We start from the raw sequence: 20,021 nt of genomic DNA on the forward strand, positions 1-20,021 counted from the left end.
ATCGCCTCTCCTCCCGCCTGCTTCCTCCGACCCGCTCGCGGTCTGGAAAGGTCGCAAACGGTAACGGCTACGGCGCTGGGTCGCGTGGGAAATCCCACCATGGAACTCACGCGGTCGCTGATCGAGACGAAAGCGGCCGAGTACCGGGCGCAGGAACCGCTCTATCCGGTCGAACGGGAACAGATCGAAACCCTGCCGACGGCGCTCGAGCGCGGCGCGTACGGCCGGCGGGACTGCGAGTGGATCGTCAGGTGGTACTACCGGCGCACGCTCGGTGCCGTCCCGGACGACGAGCGGCGGCCAGCCGAAGAACGGTTCGAGCGAAACGCGTTCGAGACCGTCCGGAGCGCCATTGATGACGTTCTCGAGCGACTGGACTCGGAACGGGACGACGTCGCGACGGTAGTTGATCGCCTCACGGCCCTCGAGGGCGTCGGGGTCGAAGTCGCGTCGGCGTTCTGCTTTTTCCTCGATCCCGACCGGTACATCGTCGTCGGTGAGCGCGAGTGGCGGGTCTTACGGGAGGCCGGTGAACTCGACGCGCCGTATCCCGACTCCGAGCCGTCGGTCGACGCGTACGAGACCTACCTCGAGCGCTGCCGCGACGTTTGCGACCGTTTCGAGTGCGATATGTGGACGCTGTACCGGGCGCTCTGGCGGTGCTGGAAGGAGCAGTTCGAGAAGGCGTGACGCCGCAACTCGGTGCGGCGGAATCGGGCGGGGGCGGGGGCCCGCCCTCATGAGAGACATGAGCGTACTCGAAGCGGGGGCGAGTCCACTTCCGAGCGATCCGGGCACGAACGCACGCAATCGGCTGGTCAGCGCGTCGTCTGGCCAGGCGCGTACCCGACGGGGCGTGTCACCCCGCAGGCCGACGTTTGCAAGGGTGACCCTTTGTTATGGAGCCGGTTTGGCGACCGTAGCGTCACCCCAGCAGTAGCAGGGGCCGGATACTGCGGCTATAGGTCGAAACTACGCGGTCTGGGACGGCCCGTCACCCAGCAGTCGGAGGGAGTTACTGCCACACGAACAGCCGCGGCGCTGGCCGATCGGACTCGCGGTGCCGTCGTTCGATACCCAGACCGCGACCGCCTTCCCGCAGCCCTCACAGACTGCGGCCGTCTTCGAGCCGGTGTGAAGCGTCATCATCGACTCGAGGCCCCGGCCCGAGATAAAGCGAGCGCGAGTAACGCCGCAGTGACGGCCCTGCGGTCACGACCGTAACAACACCCGTTCGGCGCCCACCGGCGAGATCGGCCGCGGAGACATCAGAACGCGACAGCGAACCGTCGGCCGCATTCCAGAAAGCATACGGTGGCCCTCCGTCGACTCGTCTCGACGAATGACTGCCACGGTGAGCGAATGACCGACCACACCGTCCGCCGCGTCGGCTGGACCGTCGCCGGCGTCGGCTACGCCGGCTGGCTCGCGACCACGGCGTATCTCGCCTACCGCGTGCTCGTCGTCGGCCTCTCGCCGGCGCAGCGACGCGCCGCCGAGCAGTTTCCGGCCCGTCCGATCGAGGCAGCCACCAGCGACCCGCTGGTCGCACTGCTGTTCCTGACGTTGGTCGCGGGACTGCTCATCGAGGGCGCAGTGCTGTACTACGGCTACGCACAGTGGCGGGCCGCCCGTCGCCGTCGGATCGAACTCGAGCGCCCCGCCGAATAGCCACAGCAGTGAGGCCGCTCACGATCGTGAAACTGCTCTCTCGAGATCGACCCACGCCCGATCCGGATTCGACCGTCGGACCCCTCCGTAAGCAACTGACTAACCGCAGTTTACCGCCGGTTATGCTTGTGTTTGCGATGCCTACCGACCCGAAATCAGGCGGCGGATGGCTGCCGGTAACGGTCGAGTAAGAGCGCCTTACCGCGTTACGGCCGGTTTTAGAAGTGTGGCAATCATTAACATACATCGTCGATCTTCAGCCACCGGTTTGCCGGCCGGTAATTCGGGCGTAGAACGGGCTGGCTTTCGGTTACAAGCCGGATAACTACAATTGGTGGACGCGACCGGTCGAATATGATCACCTGCACCAACTGCGAAACCCCACAGTTCCTGCAGATCACGCAGAGCCGGGTCTACTTCGAGGACGGTGAGGTCATCAACGAGATCTCCGAGACCTACGAGTGCACCCTCTGCGGATCGACCGGCCAGTACGTCTACGACGACGACCACGACGAGGAGACCGTCACCGGCGACGTCGAACTCACCAAGGAACGACCGAAGTACGCGTGACCGCGACGCACGACTCTACGAGACCACACGACTCGTCTCGATTCGGTCCGAGACAACTCGCCACAGTGTACTCGACTGCTCCGGTGATCGATTGCAGTTCGCGGCTAGTTTCGAAGCGATCGACGTAATTCGAATCCGAACTCGGATGCCGATTCGATTTGCGGTCAGTCCGGCCCGCTTCGCTCTTCCGTCTCCTCGCGACTCCCGTCTTCGCTTTGCTCGAGCGGAACCTGCTCGTCGGTCCCCGTCTCGAGCGGTTTCCGCGCCTTCCGCCGTCCTTTTCCGCGGTGGCGGCGCGTGATCGCCGTCCGCCGGTGCTCGAGGTCCCACTCCTCGAAGAGGCCGTACTCCTGCATCGTTCGCATCCCCGCGATGGCCGCGGTGAGTTTGATCCCGACCAGCGGAATGTCCGCGACCGAGACGATCACGTCGGCTCGCAAGATCGCGCCGTCCCGGAGCAGCACGTCGAGGACGTCCACGAGCGCTTCGTCGTCTTTTCGCGGCCTCATGGCTCTCGTCGTTGCTCCCGACCGCGAGTCTGGCCGTCGCCCGATTCGTCGCCGCCGCCGAGTTCCGGCGCGAACGTGTACGGCGGCCACGGGCCCGTAAACCGAACCTCGAGGCCGTCTTCGGCCGCGACGTCGTCGAGAATCGAGCCGATCTCGCTCTCGGCGTCCTCGTGGGCGAGCAGGGTGAGTCGACAGAGGGTTTCGCCGTCGTTGACGCCGTTGCCGCCCGCTCCGCCCTCGCCGCTCTCGTCCGTCACCGCGTCGTCGAGCGACGCCGTCGGCGACCGCTCGAGCGAGTGGACTTCCCGCGCGGCGTCGGCGAGTCGGTCCTCGAGGTCGGCGGTCAGCGACTCGCGGCGGGCCGCTCGCACTTCCTTGAGTCGCTGGGTGAGTTTCTTCTCGAGCAGGAAGGCCGTTCCCTCCCCGGAGTCGCCGATCTTCGCGTCGAGTTCGCGCAGTCGCTCGTCGCGCTCGATCAGTGTCGCGTCGTCGATCGGGTCGCGCTCGACGACCTCGACGCGGTACTCCCAGTGGTCCGCCAGTCCCGACAGGGCGCGCTCGAGGGTCTCCCGTTCCTCGTGGAGCCACTCGCGGACGCGCTCGTCGTCGCCCCGAAGAATAGTGTCGAACTGGAACGGGATCGGCGTCCCGAAGGCTTGGCCGGCCTCGTCGACGACCGTCTGGTGGCGCACGAGCCACCGCCGGACCTGCGCGAGGTCCGCGGAGTCGTAGATGCCGTCGCAGGCGTGAACGACCGCGCCGATGCCGTCCTCGACGATCACCGAGACGGGTTCGCCGTCGACGCCAGTGGTGTCGAGGGCCGCGGACGGGTCGCCCTCGGAATCGGCATCCTCTGTGTTGCCAGTCTCCACCTGGACGATGCAGTAGAGGTATCGCCCTTCGTCGATCGCCGGCACCTCGCCGGCGTCGGCGTCGCTCCCCTCGAGTCGCTCGTTCGGGTCGACGCGGTCGGCTCGGTCGGTCCGTTCGGATTCGGCCTCCGAGCCGGGGCCGTTCGTACTCACTGTTCCTCACCTCCGAACACGGAGTAGCCGGGTTCGCGGGTCATCGTCGGTTCGCCGTGGAGTTGCTCGATCGCGTCGTTGACCAACCCGTCCAGATCGCCGCGCAGATCCTCGACGCCGTCTTCGATCCCCTCGTCTTCTTTGAGTTGCTCGATCTCCGCCTCGATCGTCGCGAGTTGCTCGCCGAGCCGTTCGATCTCCTCGTCCGCGAGGTTGCCCGACTCCATGCGCCGGACCGCCTCGCGCTCGAGGGCGTCCATCAGGATCTCGACGACGGTGACGACGAGCGTGACGAGTCCCTGCCGGGCGTCCTCACCGTCGCCGACGTCTATCTTGGTCACGTTAGTTCCCCTCCGTTGCGTCGGAGTCGGTTTCGTTCTCGGCGTTCTCGCTCTCGCCGCTCGAATCGCTCGAGTCGCCGTCGGTTCCGCCGTCGTCGCTCGCGTCGTCGCCGCTGATCAGATCGAAGCCGCCGCTGGTCGGCCGGTCGGGATTCGGGCGCGCACCGACGCGTTCGCTGCCGCGGGCCGGCGGTTCGTAGCTCTCGGTGCCGCCGTCTGCGCTCTCCGATTCGCTTGCGCCGTCGGCGTCGCCCTCGCTCTCTCCTTCTCCCGCCCCCTCGAGCCGTTCCTCATCGACGTAGCGCTCGTCGGCCGTCGCGTTGACACCGCGGGTCGGATCGATCGGCGGTTTCGGCCGCTCCATCTCCGCCAGTTCCGGCTCGCCGACGGCTTCGGCGACCCGGCGCATATCCGTTCCCTCGGGGAACTCGAGGCCGTACTTCGCCGCGGTCTCGAAGGAGGCGATCGCGGCCCGCACCTGGACGCCGAGAAGTTGCGTATCGCCGATCGAGACGGCGATGTCGGCGTTGATGACGATCCCCTTGTCGAGCAGCATCTCGACGACTTCGGCGAGGTCGGCCTTCTGTCGGCTGGGCTGGAAGTCGTCAACCACGGTGGTCACCTCCTGCGGTCGTCGTCGCCGTCGGCGCTCGTCGGTCGATTCGCTCGGTCACCTCGTTTACCGCCGTCCGTCGTGCTGGTGTTGGTGCTGGTGGATCGATCATCGTTGAGAGTCCTCCTGATTCCGTCGTCGCTGTTTCTCGCGTTCGATCTCGAACCGCCGGCCGTAGATCCGCTTCCGCGTGGGCGCCGTCGAGTACTTGACCGACTGCGGAACCGTCGAGTACCGAGCGCCACCCCCGAGGTCGCGGCGGTCGACCGGCACCGTCGAGGAGGCCGTCGGATTCCGCGAGTTCGTACTCATGTCCTGCCGCCGCATCCGCTCGCGGTTGAACTCGTAGAGTTGCTCGAACTTCTCGTGCGTCTCGAGCAGCGCCGAACGGAAGGCGTCGATCCCTTCCATCGCCTGCTGCTGGATCGCCACCTGATAGGCCTCCGGATCCCGCGCGATGTCGATATCGCCGAGGGCTTGCTTTGCCTCTTCGGCCCCGAACTCGGTCCCGAGGAAGTCCTCGTCGTCGTCCCCGAGCAGCGACTCGTCGTCGGTGAGATCCGAGATGGCGTCTTCGACCATCCCGGCGTCCTCGCCGTCGCCGAGTTCGTCGATGGCGTCCTCGAGTTCTTGTTTCTCCTGCCAGAGGGCGCTCAAATCCGTCGCGTCCCAGGCGTTCAACAGGTTGATCGCCCGGAACAGCTGGGTGAAATTCACGAGATCGCTGGCCCCGGCATCCTCGTCGGTCAGCACCTCGGGAATCTCGCCGATCTCGATGGCATCGAGGAGTTCGTCGGCGTCGACTGCATCCGGTAGGTCGGTGAAATCGATCGCCTCGATCAGGTCCCCGGTCTCCGTCGCGACTCGCGCGAGGGTCTCGACGTCGCCGATCAGTTCCTCGAGCGTGTCGTTCTCGAGGTTCTCGAGGTTCTCGACGCCGCCCAGACAGTCCTCGACGTTCGTGAGACAGTCCTCGGCCTCCGCGAGGAGGGCGTCGAAGTCGAGTTCGTCGGCGTCGGCGGATTCGGTGTCGCTCATTCGTCCTCGCCTCCGGTTTCGGATTCGTCGTCTTCGCTTCCGGATTCGGACTCGGACGCTGACTTCGGCACAATCTGTACCGCGAGCACGCCGTTTTTGATCGTCGCCCGTGCGCGCCGCTCGTCCCAAGGTACGTCGACGCGCTCGAGTTCGTGATCGGAGACGCCGATGACGAGCGTCGATCCGTCGAAGCCGACCGTCACCTCGTCGGGATCGACGCCGGCGACGTCGGCCGTGACGAGCAGTTCGTCGTCGTAGGCCCGCGTCGTCACGTGGTGGTCGCTCGAGGGGACCGACGAACTGTACCGCCGGCCGGTCGGACCCGCTCGACCGTCGTCGCGGCGACTCGGTCGCTCCCGGTTGCGGTCGCGCCCGAACGGCGCCCGCTCACCGCTGCGCCTCGCATCGTCCAGCAGGTCCTCTCCGGACCGGATCGAGACGTCGTAGTCGATCACGGAGCGATCGCCGCGGCGCCGACCGCTCGATCTGTACTCGTCGTCGCCATCACCCTCGCCCGTCCCCTTCCGGTCGTCCTCGAGCGAGAGCAGGGCGTCGAGCAGGCTCGTGAGCCAGTGGTCGTCGCGCGACGCGTCTCGGTCGGGATCTCGATCTCGGTCCCGATCCCGGTCGTCCGATGGATTCTCGGTCATTACGATTTCACCTCTACGCGGCCGCTCGCGAGTCGTTCGTGGACCTCTTGGGCGAACTCGATCTCCGCCTCGAGTTCCTCCTTGCGGCGCCGGTACTCCTCCTCGGAGCGTTCGCCGAGTTCGTACAACAGTTGGTTCTCCTTGAGGTCGGCTTCCAGCGCCTCGAGGTCGTACATTTCGTCGAGCGCCATCGTGTGGAGCGTGTCGACGATGCCGACGAAGGGCCGGAACAGGAGGTCGTCGAGGATGAACATGGGTTGGCTGTGTGTCTTGAGTCGCGTTCGATCGTTCGGTCGGCTGATCGTTACTGCTGGGCGCCGATTTTGACGTCGACGAAGCTGTACGGCGCGAACGGGCCCGTGTACCGGAACGTCAGGTCCTCGCGTTCCTCTTCCAGTCGCGCGACGGCCTCGTCGAACGCCTCGCGCTCGTCGCGGTCGACGAGGTAGGAGCGGTTGAGCACGAGCCGGTCGCTGAACAGGTCGTTCGGCACCGACTGAGCCGCGATCGGCTCGAGTTCGTCGGCGACGGTCTCTTCGACCGCGTCGGTGTCGACGTCGGCGTCCTCGTCGCGGACGACCTTGAGCCCCAGTTCGAACCGGCCCTCGACGTCGTTCATCGCGCGCCGGAACGCGGGCCGTGCGCCCCGGAGGACGTTCTTCAGCGTGCGGTCGCTCTCGAAGGCCATCCCGAACTGCATCGGCACGACCGATCGGCCGCCGTCGTACTCCATGATCTCTCGGAGAACGTCGTCGTGGCGCTGTGCGTCCTCGTCCGTCTCCTCGGGATCGGTCGTATCGATGTCGGAGACGACGGCCCCGATGCGGCGATGCGAGATCGTGTAGACGCGGTCGGCGCCTCCGACGGCGTCGGTCTCGAACTCGATCGGTTCCGCCGTGCCGTCGATGATGCCGTAGACGTATCGGTTACTCATCGGCGGATCACCCACATCGCGCTGTCGTCCGCGGTCGTCGGCCGCGACCACGCTGTGGTGCGTGCGCGCGACCGACTGTCCCCGCGGCTGCTACCGCTGTGGCTGCTGTCGGTCGGATCGTCGGCGTCGAAACGGATCGGTCGAGCGGATATCATGGGATGGCGAGGGAGTCGAATCGGTGTCGGCGCGACTCGAGGTCGCCGCAGCCGTCGAACGCCACCGCGCAGCACCGACCGGCTCGCGCGGGCGGACCGGCCTGGCGCCACCTGCGGGTAGTCGACCTCGAGCGACCGATCACGGTCGTCGTGTGCGTTTCATCACTCCGGGGTGTCACCGTGGTGCTTGCAGTCGCCGTGTGGGTCCGGGTAACCGCCACAATCGAGACCGCCGAATGCGCCGGGACGGACGACTCGAGGCTCGACGCTCGAGTACGCGGCGTCTAGCTTGCAGACGCAGCGCCAGCCGTGTTACGACCCCGTCGAGAACCATGGGTCGTATGGCACAACCACAACGAAGGCCCGATTCCTCGAGTCTGGCGGAAGTACTGGACCGGATCCTCGACAAGGGCGTCGTCATCGACGTCTGGGCGCGGATCTCCGTCGTCGGGATCGAGCTACTGACGATCGAGGCGCGCGTCGTGGTCGCCTCCGTGGACACGTTCCTGCACTACGCGGAGGAGATCGCAAAAATTGAGCAAGCGACCGCGGAGGGCGACCTCGAAGAACTGGAGGAGCTCGAGGTCGAACCGCGGCCCGAATCATCGCCACAGTCCGCCGCCGAATAATCCACATGGCCGACGACTCCGCGCGCAAGCGCAAGGTCCGCGGTCGGAAGATCAGGGACGACAGGTCCTCGAAGGAGGGACGGCGAGCGAAGAAGGAACTCGCGCGGAAGGCGTCGAACGCTCGGGAGCGCAACGGCGACAGTCCCCTCTCGGATCCCAGCGAGGTCGAACCCGACCCGTTCATCGAAACCGACGCCGTGCAGTCGCTGCGCGGTCGTATCACGGGCTGGCTCGAGGCCGATCAGCCGGTTCACCTGATCGGCCCGACCGGCTGCGGGAAGACGGCGCTCGCGCTGTCGGCCGCCGCCGAGCGCGGCCGACCGGTCGTCTGGATCAACGGTGACGAGGCGGTCGACACCGCAGCCCTCGTCGGCGACCACGCCGGCGGCGAGCGCTACAAGGAGGACGACCGCTTCGTCAGCGGCGTCAGCAAGCAGACCGAGATCGTCCGCGAGCGGTGGGTCGACAACCCGCTGTCCGTCGCCGTCCAGGAGGGCGCGACGCTCGTCTACAACGAGTTCTCGCGCTCGGACCCCGCCGCCCACAACGTCCTGCTGTCGGTCTTCGAGGAGGGCGTCTTAGAGCGGCCGGGCAAGCGCGGCGACGACCGGTCGATCGACGTCCACCCCGAGTTCCGGGCGATCTTCACGTCCAACGACGTGGAGTACGCGGGCGTCCACCAGCAACAGGACGCCTTGCTCGACCGGTTCGTCGGCGTCCACGTCGACTACTACGACGACGAGACCGAACGCGAGATCGTCCGGTCACACGTCGACCTCTCCGACGAGGGCGTCGAGGCGGTCGTCGACGCAACGCGTGCGCTGCGGGACGACCTCGACATCGTCGTCGGGACCCGCGCGGCGATCACGGCCGCGAAGGGGCTGGCGGTTTTCGACGGCGACGGCAAAGAAAGCGAAAACGGCCAGTTCGACGACGACCTGCTCGCGGAGGTCTTCACCGACGTCCTCTCGCCGAAGGTGACCGGCGACCAAACCGACGTCGACGACCTGCGATCGCGGATCCGCGAGGCGATCTGACGACGCGACCGGACTCGAGGCGAGGCGCACAGGTGTGCAAACGACAGCGATCGCGAACCGTACGAAACCCGAGGAAACAGCGACCACCAGGCCCGGACCAATGGCCAACGCCGAAACACAGCAAACGACCGATCAGTGCAAGGCGCTCACCGCGGACGGCGAGCGCTGTTCACGTCCGGCCCAGGACGACGGGTTCTGCTTCCAACACGACGAGAGTGATCCAACCGTGAGCGACAGTCAAGCAGTCGAAGAGGAACAGGCCGACGAAGACGAACAGAGTGAGCAGGCGGCCGACGCCGACCAAGAACAAGAAAGCGGAGAGGAACCCCGAAGCCGCGACCTCGGCGCCGACATGACCGCCGAGGAGAAAACCGACCCCGACGAGGTCGACGCGGACGTCGACACCGATCACGAAGAGATCGAGGGCGTCCTCGCCGTTCGCCGCACCGTCCAATCGTCGGCGGGGGAACTCATCGGCCGCGAGTTCGACGCGGTCAGCGAGATCGCGCCGACCGACGACGGCTGGCGGGCCGTCGTCGAGGTCGTCGAACGCCGTGCCGTCCCCGACACGCAGGACATCATCGGCCGCTACGAGATCGAACTCAACGAGAACGCGACCGTCCACGGCTACCGCCGCCTCGACCGCTACCGACGCGGGGATACGGCGGCGTTCGAGTAGTCACCGGCGGCATCGGACGGAACCGTTCGGTGCTGACTGGCGCTCTCGACCCTCGTCGTTCTCGTCGTCCCGGTAGCGGTCGCTGTCGGTCTCTCGCTGCCTCGATTTTTGCCTTCCGGCCCTCGAACCTCGCCATCGCCCTGCCTTCTGGAGCAGACGAGCTGCGACCGCAACGTCGAAGTTCAACGGCAGCATCGATTCGACCCACCCGTGACCGATCGGTCTCGCTCGAGTTCCGACGCTCCGGCCGTTCGCGGCCTCGAGGTCGACGACGACACCCGCTGCGCGCACTACCACACCGACCGCGACGTCGTCGCCTTCCGGTTCGACTGCTGCGACGGCTACTTCCCCTGTTTTCGCTGCCACGAAGAACTGACCGATCACGAGGCCGTCCCGTGGTCCCGCGAGCGGTTCGACGAGCCGTCCGTGCTCTGTGGCGTCTGCCGGACCGAACTCACCGTGCCCGAGTATCTCGAGTGCGAGTATCAGTGTCCGTCCTGCGGGACTGCGTTCAACCCCGGCTGCGCGGCGCACGCCGAACTATACTTCGAGGTCGAGGAGTGACGAACTCACGAAACGCGAACCGGGCGCTCAGTCGTCCGCCGGCGACGGCATCGACGGCCGCGGCCCGTCGCCCTCCTCGAGCGCGCTGGACTCGCCGCGAATCGCCGCCTCGGCGTCCGCCGCGAGGTCGTTGACGACCGCACGGCCGTCGCGCTCGCGGACCACCAGGCCGTCGTCCTCGAGTGTGGAGAGGTGGTGCGAGACGGTGCTCGGATCGCGCTCGAGTGCCTCGGCGAGTCGGCCGTTGGGGACCGGCCCGAGGTCGGCCAGTGCCTCGAGCACGTCGCGTTTCGCCGAGTCGGCGAGCGCCGCGTGGAGCGCGGCGTCGGCTTCGTCCTCGGCGGTGAAGTACCGCCGCTTGCCGTCGATCGTAACCGAGGCGATCAGGCCTTCCTCCTCGAGAATTCGCACGTGGTGGCGCACGGTCGACAGCGAGACGTCCTGCCGGTCGCTCACCTCGGAGAGGTAGCAGCCGGGTTCCGCTCGGATCAGGTCGTAAATGGACTCACGGCGGTCGTTCTCGAGCGGATCGGAGTCGTCGTACCGGCTGTAGCCGAGGACGGAGAGGAGTTCGGCGGGCGCCAGCGAGAGGAGACGGCGGAGCCACCGCCTCTGGGTCGAGTGCAGCCAGTTCGTCGCGAGGTTGCTCGCGGTGCCGCCGAGGCCCGCGCCTGTTCCGGCGCCAGCCCCAGCGCCAGCTCCAGCGCCTGCTCCGGCGCTCGAGGCCCCCGCAGCGGCCGCACTCGAGGCCGTAATCGTCCCCATGAGTCCGACGAGCACCGCGTCCGCCGCCGTCCCGCCGTTCGACGACGGTGGCGGCGAACCGGCGTCGGACTGCGCGTTCGAATCCGATTCGCCGGTCGACCCCGCCGCAGTCGACCGCTGTCCGGAGCCGGCGGCCGCCGATCCGCGGCCGTTCGCTCCAGTACCCGGCTCCCCGGACTCGAGTCCGGCCGACGCGTTCAGCATCGTGTTCTCGGAACCGATCACGCCGAGCGTCACGCCGACCCGGGCGTCCGTCTCGAGGAGCGCGGTATCGTCGATCGTCGACGTCGTATTCTCAACCTCCTCGACGGAGTCCTCGAGTTCGGCCGTCGTTTCGTTCGTGGTATTCTCGAGCGGCTCGGTGACGTCGTCCGTCGCGTTCTCGAGTCCGTCGGTCGTCTCGTTCGTGGTGGACTCGAAACCTTCGGACGTCTCAGTTGTCGCGTCCTCGAGGCTCTCCGTCGTCTCCTCGAGGTCGTCGAGGTCCGTTTCAGCATCATCGGACTCGGTGTCGCTGCCGTTCGATGAGCTATCGGTATCCTCGAGCGAATCGTCCGGTTCGCTATCGTTGATCGACCCGTCGGTCTCGTCGCTCGTCGTGGTATTGTCGATCGAGCCGTCGGTTTCCGTTTCACCGTCGACGAGCGAGTCGTTGGTATCGCCGTCAGACGCCCCCTCGAGCGTCGTCTCGTCCTCGATCCCATCGGTGAGCGACGCGCTGATCCCGTCGCTCACTGACTCGGTTGACGGTTCACCGTCGGATAACGGAACGCCGGCCGCGGGCGCCGCGAATCCGCCGATCAGGGCGAGGGCAGCGACGACGATCGCGATCGCTCGCGTCGACGGCCTCGAGTACATGGCGTATCCGTCCCTGCGAGAGCGATCGTAATACGCTTTTCCGGTTTCGTGACTGTCAGCAGAGCGAGTAGATTCGACGCGAGAGCCGACTGACCGGCTCCGAAACAGGTCGGCGGAGCGGCCGATCCAGCAAGGTATTTCCGCGTCGGGCGGCGGAATTCGAGTATGGATCCGGCGCTTGGCCCTCCCGAGGAGATGGCCGAGAAACGCGACGAGTTGACGCCGATGATGCGTCAGTACCACGATCTCTGCGAGCGCTACGACGACGCGATCGTCCTCTTCCAGGTCGGCGATTTCTACGAAACCTTCTGCGGTGCGGCGGAGCGAACGGCGCGGGTGCTGGAGGTCGCTCTGACCAGCCGCGAGGACTCGACCGGCGAGTACCCGATGGCCGGCATCCCGATCGACAACGCCGAGTCGTACATCGAAGAACTGCTGGAAGCCGGCTACCGGGTCGCCGTCGCCGACCAGGTCGAAGAGCCCGGCGAGACCTCGGGGGTCGTCGAGCGGGCCGTCACGCGGGTCATCACGCCGGGCACGCTCACCGAGGACGAACTGCTGGCCAGCGACGACAACAACTTCGTCGCGGCCGTCGCCCGCGGCCCCGACAACGGCGACTCGGGTCCCGACGCCGAACTCGCGCTGGCCCTGCTCGACGTCTCGACCGGCGACTTCCTCGCGACGAGTTCGACCTCGAGCGAGTCCATCGCGGACGAAGTGAGCCGATTCGATCCCGCCGAGGCCGTCGTCGGGCCGGACGCGCCGACGGAACTGTTCCCGGCCGAGTGCATGGTCACGCCGTACGACGAGCGGACGTTCGACCGCGAGCGCGCGGGCGAGAAGCTCGCGACGTACTTTCGGAACCCCGACGCCTTGCTGGCCAGCGACGCCGAGATTCGGGCCTGCGGGTCGCTGCTGTCCTACGCGGAGTACGTCCGCGGCGGCGCACACGAGGGCGAGCGCGGCGAGGAGGACGACGCCGAGGAGCGCGACCCGGCTAACGAACCGCAGGACGGCAACCCCCTCGAGTACATCACCCACCTCACGCGGTACGACCCCCGCGAGTACCTCCTGCTCGACGCCGTCGCGCTGCGCAGCCTCGAACTGTTCGAACCCCGGACCGTTCACGGGCGCGACGACGCGACGCTGGTCGGCGTCCTCGACGAGACCGCAAGCGCCCTGGGCGGGCGAAAGCTGCGCGACTGGCTCCGGCGGCCGCTGCTCGAGCCCGAGCGGATCGAGGCGCGGCTCGATGCGGTGGAAGAACTGACGAGCGCCGTCCAGACCCGCGAGCAACTCCACGAACTGCTGCGGGAGGTCTACGACTTAGAGCGGCTGATCGGCCGCATCTCCCGCGAGCGAGCGAACGCGCGGGACCTGCGCTCGCTGCGGGACACGCTGGCGGTCGTCCCCGACATCCGCGCGGAGATCGCCGACGCGGACTGCGAGCGGCTCCGGCGGCTCCACGAGAGCCTCGATCCGCTGGCCGACGTACGCGAACTGATCGACGACGCCGTCGTCGAAGATCCGCCGATCGAGATCACCGAGGGCGGGATCATCGCCGAAGGGTACGACGACGACCTCGACGAGCTACGGTCGACCGCCCGCGACGGCAAGCAGTGGATCGACAACTTGGAGGAACGCGAGCGCGAGCGCACCGGGATCGACTCGCTGAAGGTCGGCCACAACTCCGTCCACGGCTACTACATCGAGGTGACGAACCCGAACCTCGATGCGGTGCCCGACGACTACCAGCGCCGTCAGACCCTGAAGAACTCCGAGCGGTTCGTCACGCCCGAACTCAAGGAGCGCGAGGACGAGATCGTCGGCGCCCAGCAGCGCGCGGACGACCTCGAGTACGAACTCTTCCGAGAGGTCCGCCGCGGGGTCGCCGAGGAGGTCGAGCGCGTCCAGCACCTCGCCGACGCGCTCGCCACCCTCGACGCGCTGGTCTCGCTGGCGACGGCCGCGGCGCAGTACGACTACTGTCGGCCCGACATTCTCGAGCGCGGCGACGGAAGCGACGGCGGTGGTACCGGCGTCGACGGACGCGTCCTCGAGATCGAGGGCGGGCGCCACCCCGTCGTCGAGCGCACGCAGGAGTCGTTCGTCCCGAACGATGCGCACTTCACAGACGACCGCCGGCTGGCAGTCATCACGGGCCCGAACATGTCGGGCAAGTCGACCTACATGCGCCAGGTCGCCCAGATCGTCCTGCTCGCGCAGGTCGGCAGCTTCGTCCCAGCCAGATCGGCCCGATTGACGCCCGTCGACCGGATCTTCACCCGCGTCGGCGCCAGCGACGACATCGCCGGCGGCCGCTCGACGTTCATGGTTGAGATGGACGAACTCGCGACGATCCTGCGCGAGGCCGACGAAAACTCGCTCGTACTGCTGGACGAAGTCGGCCGGGGCACCTCGACCGCCGACGGGATGGCCATCGCACAGGCGATCACCGAACACCTCCACGACGCTGTCGGCGCGACGACGCTCTTTGCGACCCACCACCACCCGCTGACCGAACTCGCCGACGACCTCGAGGGCGCGTTCACGCTCCACTTCGAAGTCGACCAGGAAGACGGCGAGGTCGTCTTCTACCACGAGATCGCACCCGGTGCAGCGACCGGCTCCTACGGCGTCGAGGTCGCGACCGCGGCTGGCGTCCCCGAGGATGTGGTCGAGCGCTCGCGGGAACTGGTCGCCGAAGCGGCTGACGAGGACACGCTCGAGGGGGCGGACGGGACGGCCGACTCGAGTCCGGATGCGCCGATCGAGGCCGGCGACGAAACCGACGCCGCGCCGGCGACCGCCGACGGCGGCGACGTGCCGACCGACGTCGCTGCCGAACTCCGCGGGCTCGACCTCGCTCACCTCACGCCCGTCGAAGCGCTGACGGAACTCGATCGGCTGAAGCGACTGCTCGAGGAGTGAGTCTCACGGCAGAGTGCGATAGCTTCCACGATCCGCCGGTTTCCGGTGATCGCCGTCCCGAAGTGGCGTCCGTTCCGCTCTACTGCTCCGGTCGTAGCCCGGCGACCACCCCGTAGAATCCGATGATGACGCCTCCTGCCATCCACGTCGTCATATTACCTATAAGGTCCCACTCGGAGAGGAAATACGTGTCTGATACCGAATGGAACCCTCCAAACAGCACTAGTGTAATTCCGACAAGCTCGACGAGTATCGCTTTTTGTGTATTCATCTCTGGAACTAATTCAGTAGGTGTTGGTTATCGATCTTCGTACCACGAACCACAGGGGCCGCTCGCAGTTATTTTGTCAGCGATTTTCGGTAGACGAGTAGGTCGAAGGGCTCGTCGAACGCCTCGATCCGTTCTCGGCACCGTTCGTCGAAGCCGTTCGACTCGTAGAGCCCGCGGGCCGCCGTCTGCCTCGCCATCGTATCGAGGACGATCGTCGTATATCCCCGGTCTCGAGCGCGCGCTTCGAGTTCGTCGTAGATTCGCTGTCCGTAGCCCCGCCGTTGCCGCGCCGGCTCGACCCGCATTCGCGTCAGGATGACCGCCGAGTCCGGGAGGGCCGCAAGGAACTGCCGAATGTAGTGATCGTCCGGCACCGGGCGAAACGCGCCCATCGCGACGATCCGATCGTCGACCGTTCCGACGAGGAACTCGCCGCCGCGTTCGAGGTACGTCTCGGTAACGGACTCGAGGTCGTCGTCCGCCGGTTCGTCGGCGTAGGCGCCGACGTCCCGCATGGCGACTTCGTGGAGTTCGTGGATGCGAGGGCCGTCGCCCGGCCGAAACCGGCGGACGGATAACTCGTCGGTCATCGTCGGAGACGAGTTCCACGTCTCGACGCTGCACGAAAATAGTGTCGGTCAGTCATCACGAGGGCGTCGAGCGGCGCCGGGTGGGCACTGACCCGCGACGGGTTCCGTCCTGCTGTGCGGACCGTTAGACGTGCTTCTCGATGAGCGCCGCTAATTCGTCGCGGACCGTTTTTCGATTAGTCGAGCGGATCGTCGTGCGTGTTTTGCGTTCGTCCATGTCGGCCATCTCGCTGAGGAGGCCGCCCCGGCGGTCGATTTCGACGAACAACTCGAGTTCGTCGGGGCCGGGCTGGGCGACGAGTTCGACTTCGTCGAGGTCGCCGCGGAACCGCCCGTCGATCGCGTCGAACTCGAACTCCTGAATGAACCGTCGGCCGACGGCGTACCGGCCGTACGGATCGGCCTCGCACTCCGCCGTTCGCAGCGAAAACCCGAGGTCGTCCATCGCGTCGAAGACGGTCTGCAGGCGCGGCGTCGGCCGAACCTCGAGATAGTCCTTGTCTTCGGGATCGACGGCGAGGTCGATGTCGAGTTCGGTTTCGACCCAGACGTCGATGCCGCCGACCGTGACCGGTGTCTCGTAGGGAATATCGATCGATACCGATCGGGTCTCCTCCTGGTCGGGTTCGATCGTGAGTCCGTCCGTCAGCGTGAACCGGTCGATGTCGACCTCCCGGTACCCGTCGTCGGTCAGGTACCGCGTCTCGAGTTCGAAGCGGATCGTCCCGATCTCCTGTTGCGCGTTCCCGCCGGCGATGTGGACGTCCGCATCGATCGTTTCGCCCGGCCGGACGGTCTCGGACGGGAGGACTGTATCTACGGTCGCGTTACCGATACCGATGCTCGCGAGGACCTTCTTCATGGCTCCAGTCGTACATTTATGAGATAGATTATAAATTTAGTAATATTGATCCGAATTGAACCGGCAGACGCGACGTGCCGACGAGGTCGACTCTCATCGCTCATCGCCCGGAACCGAGTCCGCGACGAGCGGACGGCCGCCGACCGGGACCGCTGTAGTCACTGTAAGGTTATTTTGTATCGCCGTCGAACAGTCGCGTACGACGATTTCGGTCGGTGAACGGCCGATGTATCGGATCCGACGAGTCGCCGTCAACGCACCAAATCACCGCACGGAGGGATACGCATGGCAGATCTCACGCTCACGAGCCCCGAATTCGACGACGGCGAACGGATTCCAGACCGCTACGGTTACGACGCGGATAACGTCAATCCGCCGCTCGAGATCGAGGACGTGCCGGACGACGCCGAGTCGCTGGCGCTCGTCATCGACGACCCCGACGCGGTCGAGCCGGCGGGCAAGGTCTGGGATCACTGGATCGTCTGGAATATTTCGCCAGACCGGACGACGATCCCCGAGGACTGGGATCCCAGCGTGGACGGCGCCGCGGAAGGGACCAACGACTACGGCGAGACCGGCTACGGCGGGCCGAAGCCGCCGGACCGGGAGCACACCTACCGGTTCAAGCTGTACGCCCTCGAGTCGTCGCCGGCGCTCGATTCGGACGCCGGCGCCGACGATCTCGAATCCGCTATCGAGGACGACCTCGTCACGGAGGCGCGCCTCGAGGGGACGTATCCGGCCTAAAGAGCCCTCGGCTCGAGGCGTCGGATTGCTTCGTTTTAGGCGGGAAACAGAGCGGTTGAATCCTGAACTCGAGGGGGACTGAAACGAAAGATCCCGTGCCGTATCGTGGCAACGGGGAGCTGCCACGTCCTCCCCAACCGATTCGCTCGTTGTACTCGTTCATCCCTCGCACAATGGGATCGGCTGTCCTCGCTGTCGCTCGGCCAGCCGTCAGCGCGCGCCACCGCACGATGGATTGGTCGGCGGTTCGACGTCGATTGAGCGGAGTCACTCCGCCGGCGGCTCGAGCGAGACGAACTCGAGGCCGTGTTCGACCAGCAGTCGGTCGGCCCGATCCGTCACCGACGGCGCGACCAGAATTCCGCGAACGGTCGCGTCGGCGTGCAGATCGCGCTCGAGGGCGTCGACGTACCGGCGAAGCTGGCTCACCGCGTCCGGTCCGACGCGGCGTCGCTTTAGTTCGACGACGACCGTCCGCTCCGCCGAGTCCTTGCCGTAGATGTCCACGGCGCCCGCGGGCGTCTCGCGCTCGGTCGCCAGCGGCGTGAAGCCGGGCTCGAGCAGGTCCGGTTCCGTCAGGATGCGCTCGCGGAGGTCTTCCTCGGTGCCGACGAGCGCGAGGTCGTTCTCGTCGGTGCCGGAGAACGCCGACACCTGCAGGACGGTCCCGAAGCTGACCCGCAGGCGCTCGTCGGGCGTCGAGCGCACGCTCTCTATGACGAGCCGGTCGTCCGCCTCGTCGCGGTACACGTCGTGCTCGCAGCCAGGCGGCTGCCAGTTGACCGGCTGCTGGCCCTCGTCGGTGTGGACCAGCGCCGCGCCGTCGGGTTTGAGCATGACGTGTCGATCGCCCGCCTCGAGCCGACTCGAGGCGCGACCCTCGTAATCGACGGTACAGCGGCCGAAGACCGTCACGAGGGCGCCGCGTGCGATGCCGTCGGCGATCGCTTCGCGCGCCGCCGCGAGGGCGGGTCGCTCGAGCGTTTCGACGCGGGTACCGTCACCGTCCGGGAATTCGCTCACCGGATCCAGCTAACGGGGGCGCGGATAAAAGTGGCGCGACGACGCCCGACGGCGGCGCCCGACTCGAGCACACTTGTCCGGATAACAAGGCTTATTCCCCGTCCCGCCCGCGTTCCAAAAACACGATGTCGAATCTGCCCTCGCGCCGTCGCTTTCTCGCGCTCACCGGCACCGGAACGACGGCGGCCCTCGCCGGCTGTTCACAGCTCGAATCGCTGACCCAATCGGACGACGGGACCAACGGCGAGGCAGGCGGTGCGGTCACCGTCGCCGTCTCACCGCCGCAGGAGGAATTGGAGAGTCTCAACCAACAGCTCCAGAGCGGCGAACTCAACCGCACGGAGGCGCTCGACGAACAACAGGCGCTAAACGAAGACGCCACCGCCGCCTTCGAAGACGCCGCAAGCGACCGCGGGATTTCGGTCGAGGACTCCGCAGCCGAGTTCGGTCTCCTTCAGGTCTCCGGCGACGACAGCGCGATCATGGATGCTCTCCGCAACGGCGATATTCAGGGTATCTATCCCGGCGACCAGTACGACGCCTTCGTCCAACAGGAACAGCAACGGGCCCAGCAACAGCGGATGATCGCGGAACAACAGCAACAACAGCAGGACCAGCAGGACCAGCAGACGGACGAAACGAACGACTCCGACGACGACTCCACCGACGACACGTCGGACGCCGACAACACGTCGGAGTCGGGCAACGAGTCCACCGAATAACTCGCGGTCCTTCTCGTCCGTCGATTCTCGCGGTCGTTACCGCTCGACGCTGAACGGACTCTCCCGTTCGGTCCAGTTCCAGCCCGGCAGTCGCTCCTGAAACCCCGCTGCGAGCGCCGCCTCGAGGTCGTCGACGCCGGCGTTCTCGTCCTCGTGACCGTGAACCTGGAGATCCGCGTAGTGGAAGGTCGCCTCGCCGAGCGTCCGCAGCGGTTGGGGCCCGGCGATGGTCGCGGCTAGTTCGCGACCGAGGAGTTCGTCCACGACGAAGCCCGGGTAGTCCCCCTCGACGTCGAGATCTCGCAGGATCGAGACCATCGCAGCGACGTTGACGGCAAGATCGCCGTCGGCGAAGACGGCGTCGACCTCAGCCCGGTACTGGTCCTCGGTGACGCGATCGACGTCCGTCTCGAAAATCTCGCCGAGGTCGTCTCGGACGTCGTTGATGATCGGCACGACGCGGTCGGCGCGGTCGCGAACCCACTCCCGTTCGGCGGCGACGCGGTCCGGTGTCAGACGCATACGGGCCGTCCGTGGTCGACCGCCCTATCGTTTGCGAAGGCTTTTATACCACGCAAAGAATAGCCTCGAGTAAGCGGGTTCTCCCTGGAATCTTCCCGCACGGACCAGGATAACCGCCCTGGGAGCGTGTTCGTCACGGCACGGGATGACATGATACGGAAACGGAGACGGCCGACGGCGTCCTGCGCGGGACGCAGTTCGGCTGGACGATCGGCACAGATACCGATCGAGAGCCGCCACGTCTCGACACCTTCCGTTCGGTTGCGGTCTCGAGTTTCGTTTCCGGTTCCGTTCTCGGTTCCCGTTTCCCTCGGT

The 20,021-nt window shown here is 66.6% G+C and carries 25 protein-coding genes; 10 read left to right on the forward strand and 15 right to left on the reverse strand.

Annotation, left to right across the window (positions count from 1 at the left end; all coding sequences use genetic code 11):
- The first annotated feature begins 99 nt into the window (after positions 1-99).
- Complete coding sequence (locus tag ATJ93_RS08215; protein ID WP_120244190.1) at positions 100-690, forward strand: HhH-GDP family DNA glycosylase; 591 nt, start codon at positions 100-102, stop codon at positions 688-690.
- A gap of 282 nt (positions 691-972) precedes the next feature.
- On the opposite strand, the gene ATJ93_RS23595 is transcribed toward ATJ93_RS08215, so the two are convergent.
- A complete protein-coding gene (locus ATJ93_RS23595; RefSeq protein WP_170155543.1) occupies positions 973-1,146 on the reverse strand; it encodes a hypothetical protein in 174 nt (57 codons plus the stop codon).
- 216 nt (positions 1,147-1,362) lie between these two features.
- Here ATJ93_RS23595 and ATJ93_RS08220 point away from each other — a divergent pair, with 216 nt between their 5' ends.
- Together ATJ93_RS08220 and ATJ93_RS08225 are read left to right on the forward strand one after the other, a co-directional pair.
- Entirely contained in the window at positions 1,363-1,671 is a 309-nt protein-coding gene (locus ATJ93_RS08220) for a hypothetical protein (RefSeq protein ID WP_245977533.1), read from the forward strand.
- Positions 1,672-2,025: 354 nt separating this feature from the next.
- Complete coding sequence (locus ATJ93_RS08225; protein ID WP_120244191.1) at positions 2,026-2,241, forward strand: hypothetical protein; 216 nt, start codon at positions 2,026-2,028, stop codon at positions 2,239-2,241.
- Positions 2,242-2,405: 164 nt separating this feature from the next.
- Here ATJ93_RS08225 and gvpM read toward each other — a convergent pair whose 3' ends face one another.
- The 8 genes from gvpM to ATJ93_RS08265 all read right to left on the reverse strand — a co-directional run bounded on the left by gvpM (position 2,406) and on the right by ATJ93_RS08265 (position 7,351).
- Positions 2,406-2,750, reverse strand: coding sequence for a gas vesicle protein GvpM (gene gvpM / locus ATJ93_RS08230; protein WP_120244192.1), 345 nt, complete (start codon positions 2,748-2,750; stop codon positions 2,406-2,408).
- Positions 2,747-3,775, reverse strand: a complete 1,029-nt coding sequence (gvpL, locus tag ATJ93_RS08235) for a gas vesicle protein GvpL (protein ID WP_120244193.1) — start codon at positions 3,773-3,775, stop codon at positions 2,747-2,749. The genes gvpM and gvpL overlap by 4 nt, the downstream gene beginning before the upstream one ends.
- Entirely contained in the window at positions 3,772-4,116 is a 345-nt protein-coding gene (locus ATJ93_RS08240) for a gas vesicle protein K (protein WP_120244194.1), read from the reverse strand. Before ATJ93_RS08240 ends, gvpL begins: the two co-directional genes overlap by 4 nt.
- A 1-nt stretch (position 4,117) precedes the next feature.
- Complete coding sequence (gvpJ, locus tag ATJ93_RS08245; protein ID WP_120245220.1) at positions 4,118-4,729, reverse strand: gas vesicle protein GvpJ; 612 nt, start codon at positions 4,727-4,729, stop codon at positions 4,118-4,120.
- A gap of 108 nt (positions 4,730-4,837) precedes the next feature.
- A complete protein-coding gene (locus ATJ93_RS08250; protein ID WP_120244195.1) occupies positions 4,838-5,767 on the reverse strand; it encodes a hypothetical protein in 930 nt (309 codons plus the stop codon).
- Positions 5,764-6,417, reverse strand: a complete 654-nt coding sequence (locus tag ATJ93_RS08255; protein WP_120244196.1) for an Hsp20/alpha crystallin family protein — start codon at positions 6,415-6,417, stop codon at positions 5,764-5,766. Before ATJ93_RS08255 ends, ATJ93_RS08250 begins: the two co-directional genes overlap by 4 nt.
- Complete coding sequence (gene gvpF, locus ATJ93_RS08260) at positions 6,417-6,671, reverse strand: gas vesicle protein GvpF (RefSeq protein ID WP_120244197.1); 255 nt, start codon at positions 6,669-6,671, stop codon at positions 6,417-6,419. The genes ATJ93_RS08255 and gvpF overlap by 1 nt, the downstream gene beginning before the upstream one ends.
- A gap of 50 nt (positions 6,672-6,721) precedes the next feature.
- Positions 6,722-7,351, reverse strand: coding sequence for a GvpL/GvpF family gas vesicle protein (locus ATJ93_RS08265; protein ID WP_120244198.1), 630 nt, complete (start codon positions 7,349-7,351; stop codon positions 6,722-6,724).
- A 496-nt stretch (positions 7,352-7,847) separates the two neighbouring features.
- Here ATJ93_RS08265 and gvpA point away from each other — a divergent pair, with 496 nt between their 5' ends.
- The 4 genes from gvpA to ATJ93_RS08285 all read left to right on the forward strand — a co-directional run bounded on the left by gvpA (position 7,848) and on the right by ATJ93_RS08285 (position 10,415).
- Positions 7,848-8,135, forward strand: coding sequence for a gas vesicle protein GvpA (gene gvpA, locus ATJ93_RS08270; RefSeq protein WP_013878361.1), 288 nt, complete (start codon positions 7,848-7,850; stop codon positions 8,133-8,135).
- Positions 8,136-8,140: 5 nt separating this feature from the next.
- The gene (gene gvpN / locus ATJ93_RS08275) at positions 8,141-9,172 is read left to right on the forward strand and encodes a gas vesicle protein GvpN (protein ID WP_120244199.1); all 1,032 of its coding nucleotides are present in this window, start codon (positions 8,141-8,143) and stop codon (positions 9,170-9,172) included.
- A 100-nt stretch (positions 9,173-9,272) separates the two neighbouring features.
- Positions 9,273-9,851, forward strand: coding sequence for a gas vesicle protein GvpO, halophile-type (gene gvpO / locus ATJ93_RS24345; RefSeq protein WP_120244200.1), 579 nt, complete (start codon positions 9,273-9,275; stop codon positions 9,849-9,851).
- 210 nt (positions 9,852-10,061) lie between these two features.
- The gene (locus ATJ93_RS08285) at positions 10,062-10,415 is read left to right on the forward strand and encodes a CHY zinc finger protein (RefSeq protein ID WP_120244201.1); all 354 of its coding nucleotides are present in this window, start codon (positions 10,062-10,064) and stop codon (positions 10,413-10,415) included.
- A 27-nt stretch (positions 10,416-10,442) separates the two neighbouring features.
- Here ATJ93_RS08285 and ATJ93_RS08290 read toward each other — a convergent pair whose 3' ends face one another.
- Positions 10,443-12,038 carry a helix-turn-helix domain-containing protein gene (locus ATJ93_RS08290; protein ID WP_120244202.1) on the reverse strand — a complete coding sequence of 532 codons (1,596 nt, stop codon included), beginning with the start codon at positions 12,036-12,038 and terminating at the stop codon, positions 10,443-10,445.
- Positions 12,039-12,203: 165 nt separating this feature from the next.
- Between ATJ93_RS08290 and mutS the strand changes: the two genes are divergently transcribed.
- The gene (gene mutS, locus ATJ93_RS08295; protein WP_120244203.1) at positions 12,204-14,969 is read left to right on the forward strand and encodes a DNA mismatch repair protein MutS; all 2,766 of its coding nucleotides are present in this window, start codon (positions 12,204-12,206) and stop codon (positions 14,967-14,969) included.
- 79 nt (positions 14,970-15,048) lie between these two features.
- Here the strand turns inward: mutS and ATJ93_RS08300 are convergent, their stop codons facing one another.
- From ATJ93_RS08300 to ATJ93_RS08310, 3 genes are all read right to left on the reverse strand, one after another.
- Positions 15,049-15,240 carry a hypothetical protein gene (locus ATJ93_RS08300; RefSeq protein WP_120244204.1) on the reverse strand — a complete coding sequence of 64 codons (192 nt, stop codon included), beginning with the start codon at positions 15,238-15,240 and terminating at the stop codon, positions 15,049-15,051.
- 68 nt (positions 15,241-15,308) lie between these two features.
- Entirely contained in the window at positions 15,309-15,830 is a 522-nt protein-coding gene (locus ATJ93_RS08305) for a GNAT family N-acetyltransferase (protein WP_120244205.1), read from the reverse strand.
- Positions 15,831-15,954: 124 nt separating this feature from the next.
- Entirely contained in the window at positions 15,955-16,692 is a 738-nt protein-coding gene (locus ATJ93_RS08310) for a sporulation protein (RefSeq protein WP_120244206.1), read from the reverse strand.
- 285 nt (positions 16,693-16,977) lie between these two features.
- Between ATJ93_RS08310 and ATJ93_RS08315 the strand changes: the two genes are divergently transcribed.
- The gene (locus tag ATJ93_RS08315; protein WP_120244207.1) at positions 16,978-17,439 is read left to right on the forward strand and encodes a YbhB/YbcL family Raf kinase inhibitor-like protein; all 462 of its coding nucleotides are present in this window, start codon (positions 16,978-16,980) and stop codon (positions 17,437-17,439) included.
- Between the two features lie 267 nt (positions 17,440-17,706).
- Here the strand turns inward: ATJ93_RS08315 and nucS are convergent, their stop codons facing one another.
- A complete protein-coding gene (nucS, locus tag ATJ93_RS08320) occupies positions 17,707-18,462 on the reverse strand; it encodes an endonuclease NucS (protein WP_120244208.1) in 756 nt (251 codons plus the stop codon).
- 125 nt (positions 18,463-18,587) lie between these two features.
- Between nucS and ATJ93_RS08325 the strand changes: the two genes are divergently transcribed.
- Positions 18,588-19,184, forward strand: coding sequence for a hypothetical protein (locus ATJ93_RS08325; RefSeq protein ID WP_120244209.1), 597 nt, complete (start codon positions 18,588-18,590; stop codon positions 19,182-19,184).
- A 36-nt stretch (positions 19,185-19,220) separates the two neighbouring features.
- Here the strand turns inward: ATJ93_RS08325 and ATJ93_RS08330 are convergent, their stop codons facing one another.
- Entirely contained in the window at positions 19,221-19,706 is a 486-nt protein-coding gene (locus tag ATJ93_RS08330) for a hypothetical protein (protein WP_120244210.1), read from the reverse strand.
- Between the last annotated feature and the right edge of the window lie 315 nt (positions 19,707-20,021).

The sequence above is a fragment of the Halopiger aswanensis genome (genome assembly GCF_003610195.1).
Lineage (GTDB): Archaea > Halobacteriota > Halobacteria > Halobacteriales > Natrialbaceae > Halopiger > Halopiger aswanensis.